General features: G+C 50.4%; 12 protein-coding genes. 9 read left to right on the plus strand and 3 right to left on the minus strand.

Annotation, left to right across the window (positions count from 1 at the left end):
* The first annotated feature begins 204 nt into the window (after positions 1–204).
* From GBK04_RS06200 to GBK04_RS06210, 3 genes are all read left to right on the plus strand, one after another.
* Positions 205–573 (plus strand): BlaI/MecI/CopY family transcriptional regulator, encoded by a 369-nt coding sequence (locus tag GBK04_RS06200; protein ID WP_152757839.1) that lies wholly within the window; start codon positions 205–207, stop codon positions 571–573.
* Positions 574–621: 48 nt separating this feature from the next.
* Positions 622–2,385: a M56 family metallopeptidase gene (locus tag GBK04_RS06205; protein ID WP_152757841.1), complete on the plus strand. Its 1,764-nt coding sequence runs from the start codon at positions 622–624 to the stop codon at positions 2,383–2,385.
* A gap of 224 nt (positions 2,386–2,609) precedes the next feature.
* Positions 2,610–2,906: a hypothetical protein gene (locus GBK04_RS06210; RefSeq protein WP_152757843.1), complete on the plus strand. Its 297-nt coding sequence runs from the start codon at positions 2,610–2,612 to the stop codon at positions 2,904–2,906.
* Between the two features lie 80 nt (positions 2,907–2,986).
* Here the strand turns inward: GBK04_RS06210 and GBK04_RS06215 are convergent, their stop codons facing one another.
* A complete protein-coding gene (locus GBK04_RS06215) occupies positions 2,987–3,880 on the minus strand; it encodes a metallophosphoesterase family protein (RefSeq protein ID WP_152757845.1) in 894 nt (297 codons plus the stop codon).
* Between the two features lie 147 nt (positions 3,881–4,027).
* Between GBK04_RS06215 and GBK04_RS06220 the strand changes: the two genes are divergently transcribed.
* From GBK04_RS06220 to GBK04_RS06235, 4 genes are all read left to right on the plus strand, one after another.
* Positions 4,028–6,295: a DPP IV N-terminal domain-containing protein gene (locus GBK04_RS06220; RefSeq protein WP_152757847.1), complete on the plus strand. Its 2,268-nt coding sequence runs from the start codon at positions 4,028–4,030 to the stop codon at positions 6,293–6,295.
* A 404-nt stretch (positions 6,296–6,699) separates the two neighbouring features.
* Positions 6,700–7,527, plus strand: a complete 828-nt coding sequence (locus GBK04_RS06225) for a CHRD domain-containing protein (protein WP_152757849.1) — start codon at positions 6,700–6,702, stop codon at positions 7,525–7,527.
* Positions 7,528–7,901: 374 nt separating this feature from the next.
* Positions 7,902–9,464, plus strand: coding sequence for a GNAT family N-acetyltransferase (locus GBK04_RS06230; RefSeq protein ID WP_152757851.1), 1,563 nt, complete (start codon positions 7,902–7,904; stop codon positions 9,462–9,464).
* A gap of 95 nt (positions 9,465–9,559) precedes the next feature.
* Positions 9,560–10,222, plus strand: a complete 663-nt coding sequence (locus GBK04_RS06235; protein WP_152757853.1) for a hypothetical protein — start codon at positions 9,560–9,562, stop codon at positions 10,220–10,222.
* A 15-nt stretch (positions 10,223–10,237) separates the two neighbouring features.
* On the opposite strand, the gene GBK04_RS06240 is transcribed toward GBK04_RS06235, so the two are convergent.
* Complete coding sequence (locus GBK04_RS06240) at positions 10,238–11,107, minus strand: glycerophosphodiester phosphodiesterase family protein (protein WP_373330753.1); 870 nt, start codon at positions 11,105–11,107, stop codon at positions 10,238–10,240.
* A gap of 216 nt (positions 11,108–11,323) precedes the next feature.
* Here GBK04_RS06240 and GBK04_RS06245 point away from each other — a divergent pair, with 216 nt between their 5' ends.
* Positions 11,324–11,704, plus strand: coding sequence for a T9SS type A sorting domain-containing protein (locus GBK04_RS06245; protein ID WP_152757855.1), 381 nt, complete (start codon positions 11,324–11,326; stop codon positions 11,702–11,704).
* Between the two features lie 72 nt (positions 11,705–11,776).
* Here the strand turns inward: GBK04_RS06245 and leuS are convergent, their stop codons facing one another.
* Positions 11,777–14,587 carry a leucine--tRNA ligase gene (gene leuS, locus GBK04_RS06250; protein ID WP_152757857.1) on the minus strand — a complete coding sequence of 937 codons (2,811 nt, stop codon included), beginning with the start codon at positions 14,585–14,587 and terminating at the stop codon, positions 11,777–11,779.
* A gap of 343 nt (positions 14,588–14,930) precedes the next feature.
* Between leuS and GBK04_RS06255 the strand changes: the two genes are divergently transcribed.
* Positions 14,931–15,602, plus strand: a complete 672-nt coding sequence (locus GBK04_RS06255; protein ID WP_152757858.1) for a porin family protein — start codon at positions 14,931–14,933, stop codon at positions 15,600–15,602.
* Positions 15,603–15,658: the final 56 nt, after the last annotated feature.

The raw sequence follows: 15,658 nt of genomic DNA on the forward strand, positions 1-15,658 counted from the left end.
AATGCCCAGCTCCCTGCTAGATCCCGCTGAGTATCCTAGTCGATTTTAAAAAGTATGCCAAATTTTGAACGGAGTGCTATACGAATTTTCCCTCCTCATAATTCGCCCAACCAAAATCCCGATACGCTCACAGGATTTTGTTGCTTTAGAATTTCCACTAGAAAAATAGTTTGATTACTAGAAAAATAGTTTTAGCTTTGGTGCATGGAAATAGAAAAACTAACCAACAAAGAGGAGGAGGTCATGCAGGTGCTGTGGAATCTGCAACGTGCCTTCATCAAGGACATGCTGCCGCTCTTCGCGGCAACTAACTGGCACTACAACACCCTCTCGACCATTGTCCGCAATCTGGAAGAGAAGGGGTACGTCGCGCACCGGCAGTTTGGCAACACGCACGAATACTACCCAGTAATCAGCAAGGAGGATTATCAGAATCACTTTGTCCTCAACAAAGTCGTGAGTGGCTATTTCAACGACTCCTACAAAGATCTGGTGGCATATTTTGCCAAACAGGACAAAATCAGCCCCGATGAATTGCGCGAAATCATCAAAATGATCGAAGAGAATCCGTAGCGGCGCAAAATTCTGCGGCATTCCGTTCATCCTAAACTCACCATTTCCATGTTACTATACTATCTACTCAAAGTAAGCCTGTTGCTGGCAGCCCTGACATTGGGCTACCGCTGGCTAATTCAGTTCGAAACATTTTCGGGAATTAACCGCGCTTTGCTGTGGCTGAATGTATTAGCGGCCTGGTCGTTGCCGTGGATTCCGCTGGCAAGTTGGGGACCCGTGGAGGTACAGCAGGAATTTCACCGTACCCTACCCGAAATCGTCAATGCCGTACCAACGGTAGCGCCGCCTATTGCAGCAATCTCCTTGGAACCGGTTTCAACGGGTACCCAAGGTACCCCCGTATGGGAACTAGCCGACTGGCTTTTATTAATATACCTCGTAGGGGCCGGCATCATGCTTGCACGTCTATTGTACCACTTGGGGGGTCTGTTTCGCATGCTTTGGCGGCATCCGGTCGAGCGACTCGAGAACGGCGTGAGCATGTTACGGCATAAAGGTACCCTGTCCCCTTTCTCGTTTTTTCATTGGGTGGTCTGCAATCCCGAAAAACATACTCCAGCTGAATTACAGCACATTCTTTTGCACGAATTCGAGCACGCCCGCAAGGGCCACAGCCTGGATCTGTTATTGGCTGAAATCCAGCGCATCCTTTTGTGGTTCAACCCGTTTGCCTGGATGCATCAGCGGCTGGTGCAGGAGAATCTGGAATATCTGGCCGACCGGGCCGTACTGGATCACGGATTTGAAAGAAAGTACTACCAGGTGAGTCTGCTGAAAACGGTGATGCGCACCAACGAACCACCTCTGACCAACTCCTTTGCCCAATCCTTACTCAAAAAACGTATCAAAATGATGAACCGAAAACCATCCAACTACTGGGTAGCCGGGAAGTACGCCTGCCTGCTCGCCACGCTGTACCTATCCTCGGCCTTTGTGGCTCCCTACAAAAGTAAGATTGTGGTTGCGGTACCTGAGGCAATGCAGCCCGTCGTTGATGCACTCATGACTGAGACTGAGACTACAAAGGGGGTACCCCAAGCGGAAACACCGTCCCCAATTCTTCCAGAGAAAGTAGTCGAACCCGTTGCTCAGGAAGCCAGGGTACCCCAGTCCGACACCGCCTCTGCAACCAAAAGCAAATGGACTCAAATGAAAGGTGATACGCTTTTTTGGACCATTCCGGCCACAGCTACTTGGGATGAAATCAGTGTAATAAAGGGAGATTTCAACAAGTTTGGGGCCAAAATGAGTATAAACGAACTGAAATATGATCCCATGCAGCAGTTCATTACCAGCATTGTGGTACACACTATTTCGGGGGGCGGCGGATCTTCGGGTACAGGAAACAACAGCAGTGATGATGCATACTCGCCCATCAAAGGGTACTCGGGGTACGTGCTTGGGGGTGGGGTAGGTCTGGGTCAATTGCCCCCTGAGCCCTTGCTTTCGCGCTATAATCAGAACTATCAGGAAGCTTTGGCCCTCAAAAAGGCGCATGAGTCGGAGTATGTTGAAGACAAACTCATGAAAGAGTTCGATGAAAAGGGAATCCAAATGGGTAGAGCCAGTTACCCTAGTGCATTTTTTGAAGGAAAGAATCAGGCTGAAAAACTCGAAAAGTTGGGGGTAGGCAAATCCATCGATAATAAACTTCAAATAACGGGCAGGAACATGGGGGCGGTCTTCTATCTGGACGGCCAACTATCAAGCATGCAAGAGTTGAATACCCTTCTTTTTGACAAGGTAAAACAGATAGTCATTGGAGAAGATCGGCAGGATAAAAAATACATTATGATCTACACCAACTGATTCGTTGTTTCCTCGTTCTTGTTGAATTTTCACCCGCTGTGGTGGGGTTCCACTTACATACTCACGCGGATAAACCGAGTGGCCTGGTATTGGAATACTTTTTTGATTAGTTCGGAAAAAGAATAGGTCATGGGTACCTAAGAAATCTTGAGAAATTTGAAACAATCGCCCAAAACAGATTATTTACTGGGTACCTATCAACTAACTAAAACAAACGAAACACCATGGAAGCTACCGAACAAGTGAAAGAGAAAGCCAAAGAAGTAAAAGACAAAGTCAATAACTATAACCCCGACCATAAAGAAGGACCGGTGGCGGCAGCCATTGAAGATTACACGGCACGGGTACCTTCTGATGTATTCCTATGGGCTGCCCTGGGTTCGATGGCCGTTTCGGCCGCGTTCAAAATCCTGGGCAAAGACAAGGATTCTACTTTTGTGGGCCAATGGGCACCTTCATTCCTGATGTTGGGACTTTACAACAAGCTCGTGAAAATGGAAGGGTTCGAAAAAGACAAGTAAGAATTCACAGCCATGAAATTCAAACGAAAAAGGAAGAGCGAACGCTCTTCCTTTTTTCGTTTTTTGGTATACGACCCATATTAACGCCACTTGAGCGAAACCGTTTTTTCATCGTCCTTCCTGTTACCGGCAAAAGCGTGCAGCGTGAGTTCGGCCCCCTCTTTGCGAAACTTACCCGATAGCCAGCCCACGGGCTCCTCATCCGCGAAATTATAACCTACCGCGGGTTGATTGACCAAATGAATGCCATCCAGGGTACTGTACTTGTACTCATGCGAATGGCCATAAAACACGGCTTTCACTTGCCGATGAGGCTGGATGATCTGAAAAAACTTGTCCGTATCCAGCAAGGCACTGTCCGCATCTGACAGGGTGTGGTGCACAAAAAGCACTGTCGGCTTAGTATACGACTGTTTAAGGTACTCTCCCAGCCAGGTACGCTGGCTTTGCCCCAGCAGTCCGGGCGTTTTGTTCGTGAACAGCAGCGAGTCGAGCAGTACGAAGCGGGTAGTGGGCTGTTCGATCACCAGTACGCGTTTGTCTTTCAAATCCTGCATTTCTTTGGGAGTCGAAAAAACTTCCAGGATATTTTCACGGTGGTCGTGGTTGCCCAGTGTCATGTAGATGGGCTTCTGGCTGGCTAGCGGAGTCAGCAGCCCTTTGGCTTGCTGATAATCGGCTTTCTCGCCGGTCAGGCGAGCGACATCGCCGTTGATTAGCACGGCATCAGGACGGGCCGCCAGTACCTGGGGTACCACAGTCTGCAGGTTTTTGAATGGAAAGAAACCCCGGTATTCATTTTGGGGATCTTCGGAAACGTGGGTATCCGACAGCAGGGCCAGCAATGTTTCATCGGCTTTGCCAGCTCCCAGAACGGAAGTCAGGCCCATTCCGTAGGCGGTCAATACACTTGCTGCCTGGGCGGATGATTTCAGAAAAGTACGTCGGCCGTGGTTATAAAAAATCTGGGGCATGATTTCGAGAGGTAGCACTAACTAAGAAACTATACTTAAAAGTGTATTTCCGCCCATTACTACTACCTGCACAATCGTTAATGCTGCCTGTCTGGCAATCTTGAGAGATTCTTTTAAATTTACCCAAAAACCAAGATCAGCATTTCCATGAAGCCTACTTTACTCAGCACCCTCCGTAGCTTTTCCCTTGTCTGCATCCTGCTGGTGGCCTGCCACGCGCTTGTCCATGGACAGGGACGGCTGGAGGACTACCAGCGGGCCGAAAAATTAAAAAAGCAATTGAAAGACAACGTGTACCATGCCCCCCAGGCTATGGCGTGGTCGGCAAGTGGGAAATGGCTCTGGTACGCGATCCAGACACCACGTGGCAAAGAGTACATGGCGGTCAATCCGGCCAAAAAGCAACGGCTGGTGGCTTTTGATCATGAAAAACTGGCCAATAAACTTTCGGAACTGACGCAGTCGAAAATCGATCCCTACAACCTACCCCTTGCACGACTTGCCTACATCCAGGACGACCGGGAAATCGAGTTCAGGGCTGAGCGTTTCACCTGGACCTATAACCTGGCCAATAACAGCCTTACCAAAAAAGACCCGATTCCTACCGATGAACGCCGTTACTGGGCCAACAGCGACGACGAAAAGTCGGCCAAACCCGTGTTCTCGCCCGACAGTACCCGCACAGCCTACATAAAAAACCACAACCTATACGTACGTACTGAAAAGACGCAGGAAGAAAGCCAGCTCAGTTTCGATGGTTCGGAAGGTGAGTATTATTCGGGCTACGTGCGCTGGTCACCGGATTCAAAAAAGCTCGTGACCAACAAAATCCGTCCTAACGAAAAGCACCTCATTTATTTCGTGCGCTCCTCACCCGACGACCAGCTCCAGCCCAAACTTGAAAACCGGGAGTACCTTAAACCTGGTGATGCCTTGCCCGTGCGGAGGCCGCAGCTCTTTTGGGTAGAAGAGAAAAAGCACCTGTCCATCGACGACGCGCTATTTGCGCAGCAATACAGCCTCTCACGGATGGAATGGCGTGAGGACAGCCGCGCCTTCACATTCGAGTATAACCAACGCGGGCATCAGCTCTATCGGGTGCTGGAAGTAAACGCCGCCGATGGTACCATCCAGCCTTTGATCGAGGAAAAAAGTCCGACTTTCATCGATTACAGCGGCAAACGTTTTCGCCAGGATATAGCCGATGGCAAAGAGATTATATGGGCGTCGGAACGCGATGGCTGGAATCACCTGTACCTATACGATGGTACCTCTGGACAGGTAAAAAATCAGATTACCCGGGGCAACTGGGTGGTGCGGAATGTCATACACGTCGATGAGAAAAAGCGTACCATTCTGTTTGCCGCCGGAAGCGTCAACCCGCAGCAGGACCCCTACTTTGTTCAGTACTTTCGCATCAATTTCGATGGTTCGGGTCTGACTGCCCTGACGACCGAAGACGCCAATCACGCCGCCACGTTCTCGCCCGATTTTGCCTATTTTGTGGATAGCTACTCCCGCGTGGATCTGCCGCCGGTGACGGTACTGCGGCGTAGTACCGATGGTTCGGTGGTGATGGAACTCGAAAAGGCCGATGCGTCGGAATGGACGAAGGTAGGCTGGCGGGCGCCTGAATCGTTTGTGGCCAAGGGTCGCGATGGCAAGACCGACATCTGGGGGATCATTATTCGCCCCACGAATTTTGATTCGACCAAAAGGTACCCCGTCATCGAGAATATCTACGCGGGTCCGCACAGTGCCTTCGCTCCGAAGTCGTTCATGACCAACAACCGCTCCATGTTCGAGCTGGCCGAGCTGGGATTCATCGTGGTGCAGCTCGACGGTATGGGTACCTCGCAACGCTCCAAAGCTTTCCACAACGTGTGCTGGCAGAACCTGAAAGATGCAGGTCTACCCGACCGGATGCTGTGGATGCAGGCTGCGGCCAAAAAGTACCCCTACCTGGATCTCGACCGTGTGGGGATTTATGGTACTTCGGCCGGCGGGCAAAGCTCCACCGGCGCGCTACTGTTCTATCCTGATTTTTATAAGGTAGGCGTATCCTCCTGCGGCTGCCACGACAATCGCATGGATAAAATATGGTGGAACGAGCAATGGATGGGGTACCCCATTGGTCCACATTACGCCGATTGTTCCAATGTGACTCACGCGGCCAATTTGAAAGGAAAACTGCTGCTGATTCTGGGTGAGGTGGACGACAATGTCGATCCTGCCTCTACGATGCAGTTGGTCAATGCCCTGGTGAAAGCCGATAAGGACTTTGATTTTTTGATGGTACCCAATATGGCGCACTCCTCCGGGGGCGAATACGGTGAACGCAAGCGGCGCGACTTCTTCGTAAGGCACTTAATGGGCGTGGAACCTCCCGCCTGGACTAGCTTGTCGCAAGAATAGCGGCATCGCATATCTCTTTTATTCCCCCTTTATTATATCGTAAAATATCCTGCTTTCAATTCTCTTTTGGGTTATGTTTCGGTAAATGGGGTACCCTTTAAGGAATCAGAGCTGATAGGAGGATTTTATTTCATCGGATTAGTAAATTACAGCGGCAGCGTTATTCCTGCTTTACTGCTCAACATCATCCAGGAACAGACCGAGGTCTAGCGTTATTTTTAAGATTATAAAACGGGGCGGAAAGATCATTGTGCGTATGATCTTTCCGTCCCGTTCTGTTTTCAAAACAGGGTAGATTATTCTTTTATAACTAGCTTTATTTTAGTCACTAAGAAATATGAAAACTTATTAAACATATCTTTACTTTTTCTGTTTCCCTTATCATACTAAACACGAATCTACCTATGAAAACTATCTCCAAACTCTTCCCTCTACTAGCTCTGATCGCCCTCTTCACAGCCTGCCAGGATCATGATTTAGGCGGCAACATTATCACGCAGAATGACCTACCCCTGAGTACCTTTCAGGAACCCGGCCAGATCAATAGTCCGGCTACCGGCAACGCCATTGTTTCCTATGATAAGAGCACGAGGGTGTTGACCTACATCGTGTCGTTCAGCAACCTTACGAGTGCTCCCACGATGGGCCATATTCACGGCAGTGCCCCGCGTGGTACCAATGCTCCGGTGTTGTTCCCCTTCACCGGCATCCCCAACGCTACATCAGGTACCGTGAATGGTACGGCTACGCTAACAGCGGCGCAGGAAACTGATCTTCTGAACGGGCTTTTTTACTTCAATTTCCACACGGCGGCCTATCCTGCTGGCGAAATTCGGGGACAGATCGAATTTTATAATCTGAGCTTTAATGTCAGCAAAAAGGGAATACCGCTGAGCGGTGATCAGGAAGTACCTGCCAAACCAGGTTCCGGTACTGGCAGCGGCGATGTTTCTTACAACAAAAACACCAAGCGGCTGAGCTACTACGTGACGTACAGTAACCTGTCGGGCAATCCGACGATGGGTCACATTCATGGCAACGCTGCTCGGGGCGCCAACGCCCCCGTTCTGTTCCCCTTCTCGGGCCTCCCGGCTTCTACCTCCGGTGCGGTAAATGGTTCGGTCGTCCTGACAGCCGCGCAGGAGGCCGATCTGATGAATGGCTTGTACTATTTCAATTTTCATACGGCCACCAATCCGGGCGGAGAAATCCGCGGGCAAATCGAATTATAACTCCTTTAATATATTTTTAGAGCAGGCCATCTCCCGGATCGCGGGAGATGGCCTGCTCTTCTCATTTTCGGTTAGCAGGGGGTACCTGGGCCCATTTTAATCCCATCGGGCAGGACTGGCAAAGTTTGACATTCAAGGCCGATTTGCGTATTTTTGTATAAATCAGGGGTACCTCCCGTCTCGCCAAGCAGCATTTATTTTTGTTTTTTCATCTGTTTGGGCAAACCTCCTTTTCCTTGGCAATGTTTTGTGGGTGATTCTATCGTTTTTGCTCGATCTTATACGATACGTTTTACCCCTTCGTCTGCCAGCACGGTCATGATCCACGCGGGACGTTTTTTCCAACATACCCATCAATAATTCAGAATTCATTTATGAAAATAATAAACAGAGAACTCGTCGAAGAAGATTACAAAGACCTGAAGGCCGCCATGATCGAAGCCTACCAGGGTATTGGCGGTGAGTACTGGCGTAAGGATAAAATTGATTCACTGCTGGGCAAATTTCCCGAAGGGCAAATTTGTGTGGAAGTGGACGGCAAAGTAGTAGCCGTGGCACTGTCGATTATTATCAAATACGACAAATTCGGAGACGAACATACCTACGCGGAAGTAACGGGCGACTATACTTTCAAAACCCACGATCCCAAGGGCGATGTGCTATATGGCATCGAGGTGTTCGTGCATCCCGAGTACCGCGACATGCGCCTGGGTCGCCGCCTTTACGACGCCCGCAAGGAGTTATGCGAGCGGCTCAATCTGCGAAGCATTGTGGCCGGAGGCCGGATTCCGAACTACAATACGTACGCCCACGAGTTGACTCCCAAGGAATACATCGATAAAGTTAAACGACGTGAACTGTACGATCCGACGCTGACTTTCCAGCTGGCCAATGACTTTCACGTGCGCAAGGTACTCAACAGCTACCTACCCGGCGATACCGAATCGAAGGACTATGCTACCCTGCTGGAATGGAACAACATCTATTTCCAACCCGGCAAGAAGCGAACCAACCCTTCGGACTCGATTATCCGCATTGGGGTAGTACAGTGGCAGATGCGCCTCTTCAAGGATGTAAACGCCTTCTTCGAGCAGGTAGAGTTCTTTGTGGATGCCGTGAGTTCCTACAAGGCTGATTTTATCCAGTTTCCTGAGTTCTTCAACATGCCGCTGCTCGAACAGTTCAACGACATGCCCGAACCCCAGGCGGTCCGTAAACTGGCCGACTATACCGATGTGGTGCGAAAGAAAATGCAGGAGTTCGCCATATCTTACAATGTCAATATTGTGGGAGGCAGCATGCCTTTGGTCGAGGACGACAAGCTGTACAATGCTGCCTACCTCTACCGCCGCGATGGCACGAGCGAGGAATTTCGTAAAATCCACATTACCCCCAACGAGGTACGCCACTACGGTATGGTAGGTGGCGATGAGGTACGGGTGTTCGATACCGACTGCGGCAAGATCGGGATTGTAATTTGCTACGACGTGGAATTCCCCGAGCTGAGCCGCCTGCTGGCCCGGCAGGGTATGGAAATCCTGTTTGTACCCTTCCTGACTGATACCCAGAACGGCTACATGCGCGTACGAAACTGTGCGATGGCGCGGGCCATCGAGAACGAATGCTATGTGGCCATTTCGGGCTGTGTGGGTAACCTACCCCGCGTCGAGAATATGGATATCCACTACGCGCAGTCGGCGGTGTTTACGCCGTCGGACTTCCAGTTTCCCACCAACACGATCAAGGCCGAAGCTACCGCGAATACCGAGATCATGCTGATCGTGGATGTGGACCTATTGCAATTGAAAGAATTGCATGAGCACGGGTCGGTACAGATTATGAAAGACCGCCGCACCGATCTCTACGACGTGGTGATGCGTAAGAAGTCCAAGCCTAAACCTAAAGTCGTGCTAGCGACCGAAGGAGTGGCCGAGTAATTCTTTGATTAGCAATGTGGTGCAAAAAGGAGGGAAATAGTTTTCCCTCCTTTTTTTGTATATTTGTGAAAGGCATCCTTTTAAATACTTTGGCTATGAAAAATTTTATCTGTCTGTTTGTCGCCTTGATCACTGCGCCCACCTGGGCGCAGAAAGAAATCGCCTACGATTCCATTACCGACATTCACCGCTACGAATATCGGGCCGAACTATACGACTACCGCCTCAATGGTCAGCAGAACAGCTACCGTACGGTAGCCATCAAGGGTTCGCCCTTTCTGTTTAACAAATGGCAACAGGGTAGCATTCCTTATCGGAACAATCGGTCGCTGGCTCTGTTAATTAACTACAATGTTATGGAGGATTACGCCGTCGTAAGTCTGGCCGACGGTGAGAAACAGATTTACCCTGAATCGTTCATGATCAACGACCTGACGTTCGTACGGGTAAAGAGTCAATATTATCAAGCCCTGTACGATGGCAAAACCAAACTACTGCGCCGCTATACCGCCCGGCTCGATCCGGTAGAGCGCAATGGCTATAATGAAAACGTACAGTACGACTACGAATACACCAAGGGCGATGACCTTTTCCTGCAAAGCCTCGATGGGTCACTCGTGCCGATAAAGCTCAACGAAAGGAGTCTGCTTGCTAAATTGTCGGATCAGCGGGGAGCCCGCAATATCGTGCAGGAGCAGAAACTGAACCTACGTTCGGAGAAAGATGTCATTGCTTTGTTAACCAAACTGGAGCAGTAGTTCGTTACCCATTCTCTACCTGATCAGATTGAGCGCCCGTCCGGCTTCCAGGGGCCGGTCGGTCGAAAGGACATCAGCGCCATTCTCCACAAACCGGCGGTAGGTACCATCGCCCCGGGCTTCGGCCATGCCATCCAGATTACCCAAGGTACCCAGAATCGTCATGATCTTTTTTTTGTGTAGGAACTCGTAGAGGTCCGCCGGGGGTTCGCGGGTACCCACGAAGGCAATCATACGGTTGTCGGGAATGCCCGCCGCGTGCAGGCGGTCGTACTCCTCCCGATTTCGGATGGTAACCGAAATCATCAGTCGGCGGTCCAGGCGATGCACGAGTTCGGCCTGAGTGGCGGTGTAGGTAATAATCGCGGCGTAGTTTTCAGCTTTGGCATTTTGCACAGCTTCCACTACCCAGCGGTAGGGTACGTCTTTCTTGACGTCCAGCGTGTAGATAACTTTTCCATTCCCCCATTTCAACACTTCATCCAGCGTGGGAATGCGGTACTTGGTAGCAACACCACGGTGATCTTCCAGAAAAAGCGTTTGGGCGTAGGTCCAGGTCTGCTCGCTGACTTTGCCGGTACCGGTACTCGTGCGCTCGTAGGTGTCGTCATGCATCATCAGCAGTATACTATCCTTCGTAATAGAAATATCGCACTCGATGACAACGGGCATCTGTCGGGCCAGGTAGCCGAACGATTCGAGGCAATTTTCGGGATAGCCCGCATAGGTACCCCCGCCCCGGTGGGCGCTGATTATGGGGGTTTTATGGCTGCTGTATTGAAGATAATTCGATAAGTTATTGATCAGCAAATGATTGCGGGATGAACATCCGCATATTCCCGCTACCAAGCCGACTACAACGGCGCCCCATTTGACAAATTTCACTCCCAATTGTATTACGGTTGTACCACACTTGACTACCAGTCCAACGACCGGGCCGACAAGTTCGTATGCCTTTAAATTACTATTCTCCCCTTTCTACACCACTCATCCTTTCAATTTTCCGTTCCTGTACTTTGTATTACATAGTACCTTCCTATACCCCACCTTTGTAGAGTCAATAACGACAAATATTAGCCAAAACTTAAAAAACAAAAAGCCATGAAAAATTCATTCAAATCCCTTATCTGCGCTTTGGCGCTTGGTACTACAGTAGCATTTGCCGGTCCTGGCGAAAGCGCTAAAAAACCCACCACCTTCGCTACGGTGATTTACAAAAACATCGACGGGGGCATCAACGTCAACGTCGAGAAAAAAGGACTCGCCACGGCCGCCGTGATCATTACCAACGCCAAGGGCGACGTGCTGGCTCGTGAAGGCATCGGCCGCAAGCAAATGAAAACCGCCATCAAGTTCAACCTGAAAGACCTGAACGATGGTGAATACAAAGTGATGGTAGCCAGCAAAGGCGAAGAAGTAGTGAAAGAATTCTCCATCACCAGCGAAAAATCGGTAATCGAGCGCACACTGACGTTCGAGTAATCCAACAACTTTTAAAGGGTATAGTGAGAAATAGTGACGAATCGGGAGGGGCCATTACCCCTCCCGATTTTTTTATAATACCACGTTCACGATCCGCTTGGGTACCACAATCACCTTTTTTGGAGCTTTGCCATCCAGCCATTTTTGCACGATTTCGTTGGCGAGCACGGCTTTTTCTACCTCGGCGGGTGGCGTGTCGAGGGCGAACGAAAGCGTAGCCCGTACCTTACCGTTGATCTGAATCGGATATTCGAACACATCGTCGGTAACGTACTCCTGCTGCCAAACCGGAAAAGTGGCTTTGGTAAGGGTACCTGGCTCATTGCCCAGGGCGGCGTACAACTCTTCGGTAATGTGCGGCGCGTAGGGCGACAACAACACGACCAGCTCAGTCAGGATGCTTTTCTTAAAACATTTCAAGGTACCCAGCTCATTGACACACACCATGAAGGCACTCACGGCGGTGTTGAACGAGAAGCTTTCGATGTCTTCCTGTACCTTCTTGATGGTTTTGTGGAGTACCTTCAGTTCTTCCTTAGTAGGTACCTCGTCTTTCACGAGCCATTGTCCGGCATCGTTATAGAACAAGCGCCAGAATTTGCGAATAAAGCGGTAGGTACCGTCGATGCCATTGGTGTTCCAGGGTTTGGCCTGCTCGAGCGGACCGAGGAACATTTCGTACAGCCGCAGCGTATCGGCCCCGTAGCGCTCCACGATGTCGTCGGGGTTGACGACGTTGAACTTGGACTTGGACATCTTTTCCACTTCCACACCGCACAGGTACCTGCCCTCTTCCAGAATAAATTCAGCGCCCTCTCCCGCAATGTCGGGACGGGTAGCTTTGAATTTTTCAATATCCAGCACGTCGTTTTCCACGATATTAACATCCACGTGCAATGCGGAAACTTCGTATTGAGCCCGCAAACCCGCACTTACGAAAACAGGTTTGGAATAATCATCACCCTTCACGCGATACACAAAGCTACTCCGTCCCTGAATCATCCCCTGGTTGATGAGCTTCTTGAATGGCTCTTCTTCGGGTACATAGCCGCGGTCTTTCAGGAATTTGTTCCAGAAACGGCTGTACAGCAAATGGCCCGTGGCGTGCTCGGTCCCGCCGAGGTACAGGTCCACATCGCGCCAGTAATCGATGGCTTCCGGGGAAGCAAATTCATGGGAATTATGGGCGTCCATGTAGCGGTACCAGTACCAGCTACTGCCCGCCCAGCCAGGCATGGTACTCAGCTCGTAATCATATTTTCCGTGGTACTTCCAATCTTCGGCCCGGCCCAGCGGTGGCTCGCCGGTTTCGGTGGGCAGGTACTTATCCACGGATGGTAATTCCAGCGGCAGCTCGGATTCAGGCATCAAGTAGGGAAGCGGCTGGCCGTTTTCATCGTTTTTGTAGTAGACAGGTACGGGTTCGCCCCAGTAGCGCTGCCGACTGAATACGGCATCACGGAGCCGGTAGTTGACTTTTCCTTTTCCGATGTTACGCTCTTCCATCCATTGAATCAAAACCGGGGTAGCTTCGGCGTACGACAAGCTGTTGATGATGCCGGAATTGATGTACCTACCCTCTTTGGTGGGGTCGGCTTCAGTTTCAATATTCTGCTGCCCGTCCAGAATCGGAATGATCGGCAAGCCGAAGTGCGTGGCAAAATTCCAGTCGCGCTGATCGCCTGAAGGTACCGCCATCACCGCGCCCGTCCCGTAGCCCGCCAGCACGTAGTCGGCGATGTAGATAGGTACCTTTTGGTCGTTGAACGGATTGATGGCGTACGCGCCGGTGAAAGCGCCGGAAACGGTTTTGACGTCTGATACGCGGTCGAGTTCGGAACGTTTTTTGGTACTTTCTATATAATCTTTAATTTCCGCCTTCTGCGCTTCGGTCGTAATCTGATCGACCAGTTCATGCTCAGGAGCCAGCACCATGAAGGTCACGCCGTAGATGGTATCCACGCGGGTCGTGAAAACTTCGATGGTGCGGTCGGGGTACCCTTCCACCCCGAATTTGACCATCGCGCCCACTGATCGGCCGATCCAGTTGCGCTGCTGTTCTTTGAGCGATTCCGTCCAGTCGATCGTATCCAAGCCGTCCAACAGTCGCTGCGCGTAGGCCGTGATGCGCATCATCCACTGGCGCATGAGTTTCTGCTCCACCGGAAAACCGCCGCGCTCCGAAACGCCGTCTTTCACTTCGTCATTGGAAAGTACCGAGCCCAGCCCGGCGCACCAGTTCACGGTGGCGTCGGCCACGTAGGTCAGGCGGTACTTAAGCGTCATTCGGTATTGTTCGTCCGCACTCATGGCCTTCCACTCGGCGGCCGTAAACAGTGGCGTATCTTCGTCACAGGGCGCATCGACCCGTCCGTTGCCCCGGTGACCAAACTCCTGTGTCAGGGTACCTATTGGTTCAGCCCGGTCGGTTTTGTTATTGTACCAGCTGTTAAACAACTCTCCAAAAATCCACTGCGTCCACTTGTAATAAGCCGGATCGGAGGTACGTACCTCCCTACTCCAGTCGTAGCTGAACCCTAAATTCTTTAATTGCTCGATGTAGCGGGTAATATTTTGCTCGGTCGTCAGGGCCGGATGTTGGCCCGTCTGGATGGCGTACTGCTCAGCAGGTAGCCCGAAGCTATCGAACCCCATGGGATGCAATACGTTAAAGCCTTTGAGACGCTTATAGCGTGAATAAATATCCGAGGCGATGTACCCCAGCGGATGTCCCACGTGCAAGCCCGCCCCCGACGGATAGGGGAACATGTCCAAAACGTAATACTTGGGTTTGGAGGGATCGATGACGACGCGATTGGTATGCTGCTCGTCCCAGAATTGTTGCCATTTTTGTTCAATTACGCGGTGGTTGTACTCGCTCATTCTGCTAATGGATTGATGTTAACGGGATTCAAGGTCGTGGGGTAGCCCGGAACGACGGCGCAAAATTAGCGTTTTCACCCGTGGTACCGGTGTTTCTTCCATAAAAGCCCGGCAAAAAAGTGGTTTCAGTGCCAAAATACTTCATAGAGGAAGCTTCTGCCCTCGCGTCATTCCTTGTTTTTCCGGTTCAATTGCGAATAGTAAAAACTACCTGACTCCGGCGAAACGATTCGGGGAAACTCCTACCCATTTTCCTATTCTTTTCTTTTTTACCCCCCTCTAATCCCAATGGCATTCTATTTTTAGTACAATTCTCAATCACTTATATTTTAAATTACAAACCATGAAAAAGTTATTCATCGTGGCGGTTGCCACACTGCTAAGTTTCGCTGCTACAGCACAGGAATATGATCCTTTCTTCCGCCTGGGTCTTAAAGCCGGGGTAAATTTATCCAACATCCGGGGCAATGACCTCTCACTGGGCTCAGGTAGCACGGGCTTCGACTTCAAAAACAATGACAATCGTTCTACCGGGTTTGCCGGAGGTATTTTCATGCGGTTCGGACGCGAGTTCTACGTACAGCCCGAAATAATGCTCTCCCAAAAAGGAGGTAAATTCGACGTGTACAAGACCGGATTAACCAACGATGAGGGCGAGTTGGACGTGCGTTTCAGTAATCTGGACATTCCTGTATTGTTGGGTTATCGCATCGCCAAAATCTTCCGGATCAACGTGGGACCCGTAGCTTCATTCCGCTTATCGGATAGCGGAAAAATCAGCGATTCGTTCAATAAGTACACCGAAGGGAATACCGAAGCTACTTTTGATAATAACGTAGCGATTGGGTACCAGGCGGGTATTGGACTGGACTTCGGACGCCTAAGCCTGGATGTGCGCTATGAGGGCAATGTGAACGATGTTGTCAACATTAACTACAACAACGCCAGCACGGCCTCCAAATTCGGCAAAAAGAGCAACCTGTTCCAGGCTACCCTGGGTTTTGCTATTCTGTAAGACAGAAATTATTTGATTTTTGACAAACGGCGATCACGATACAGTGATCGCCGTTT

The sequence above is a fragment of the Salmonirosea aquatica genome (assembly GCF_009296315.1).
Lineage (GTDB): Bacteria > Bacteroidota > Bacteroidia > Cytophagales > Spirosomataceae > Salmonirosea > Salmonirosea aquatica.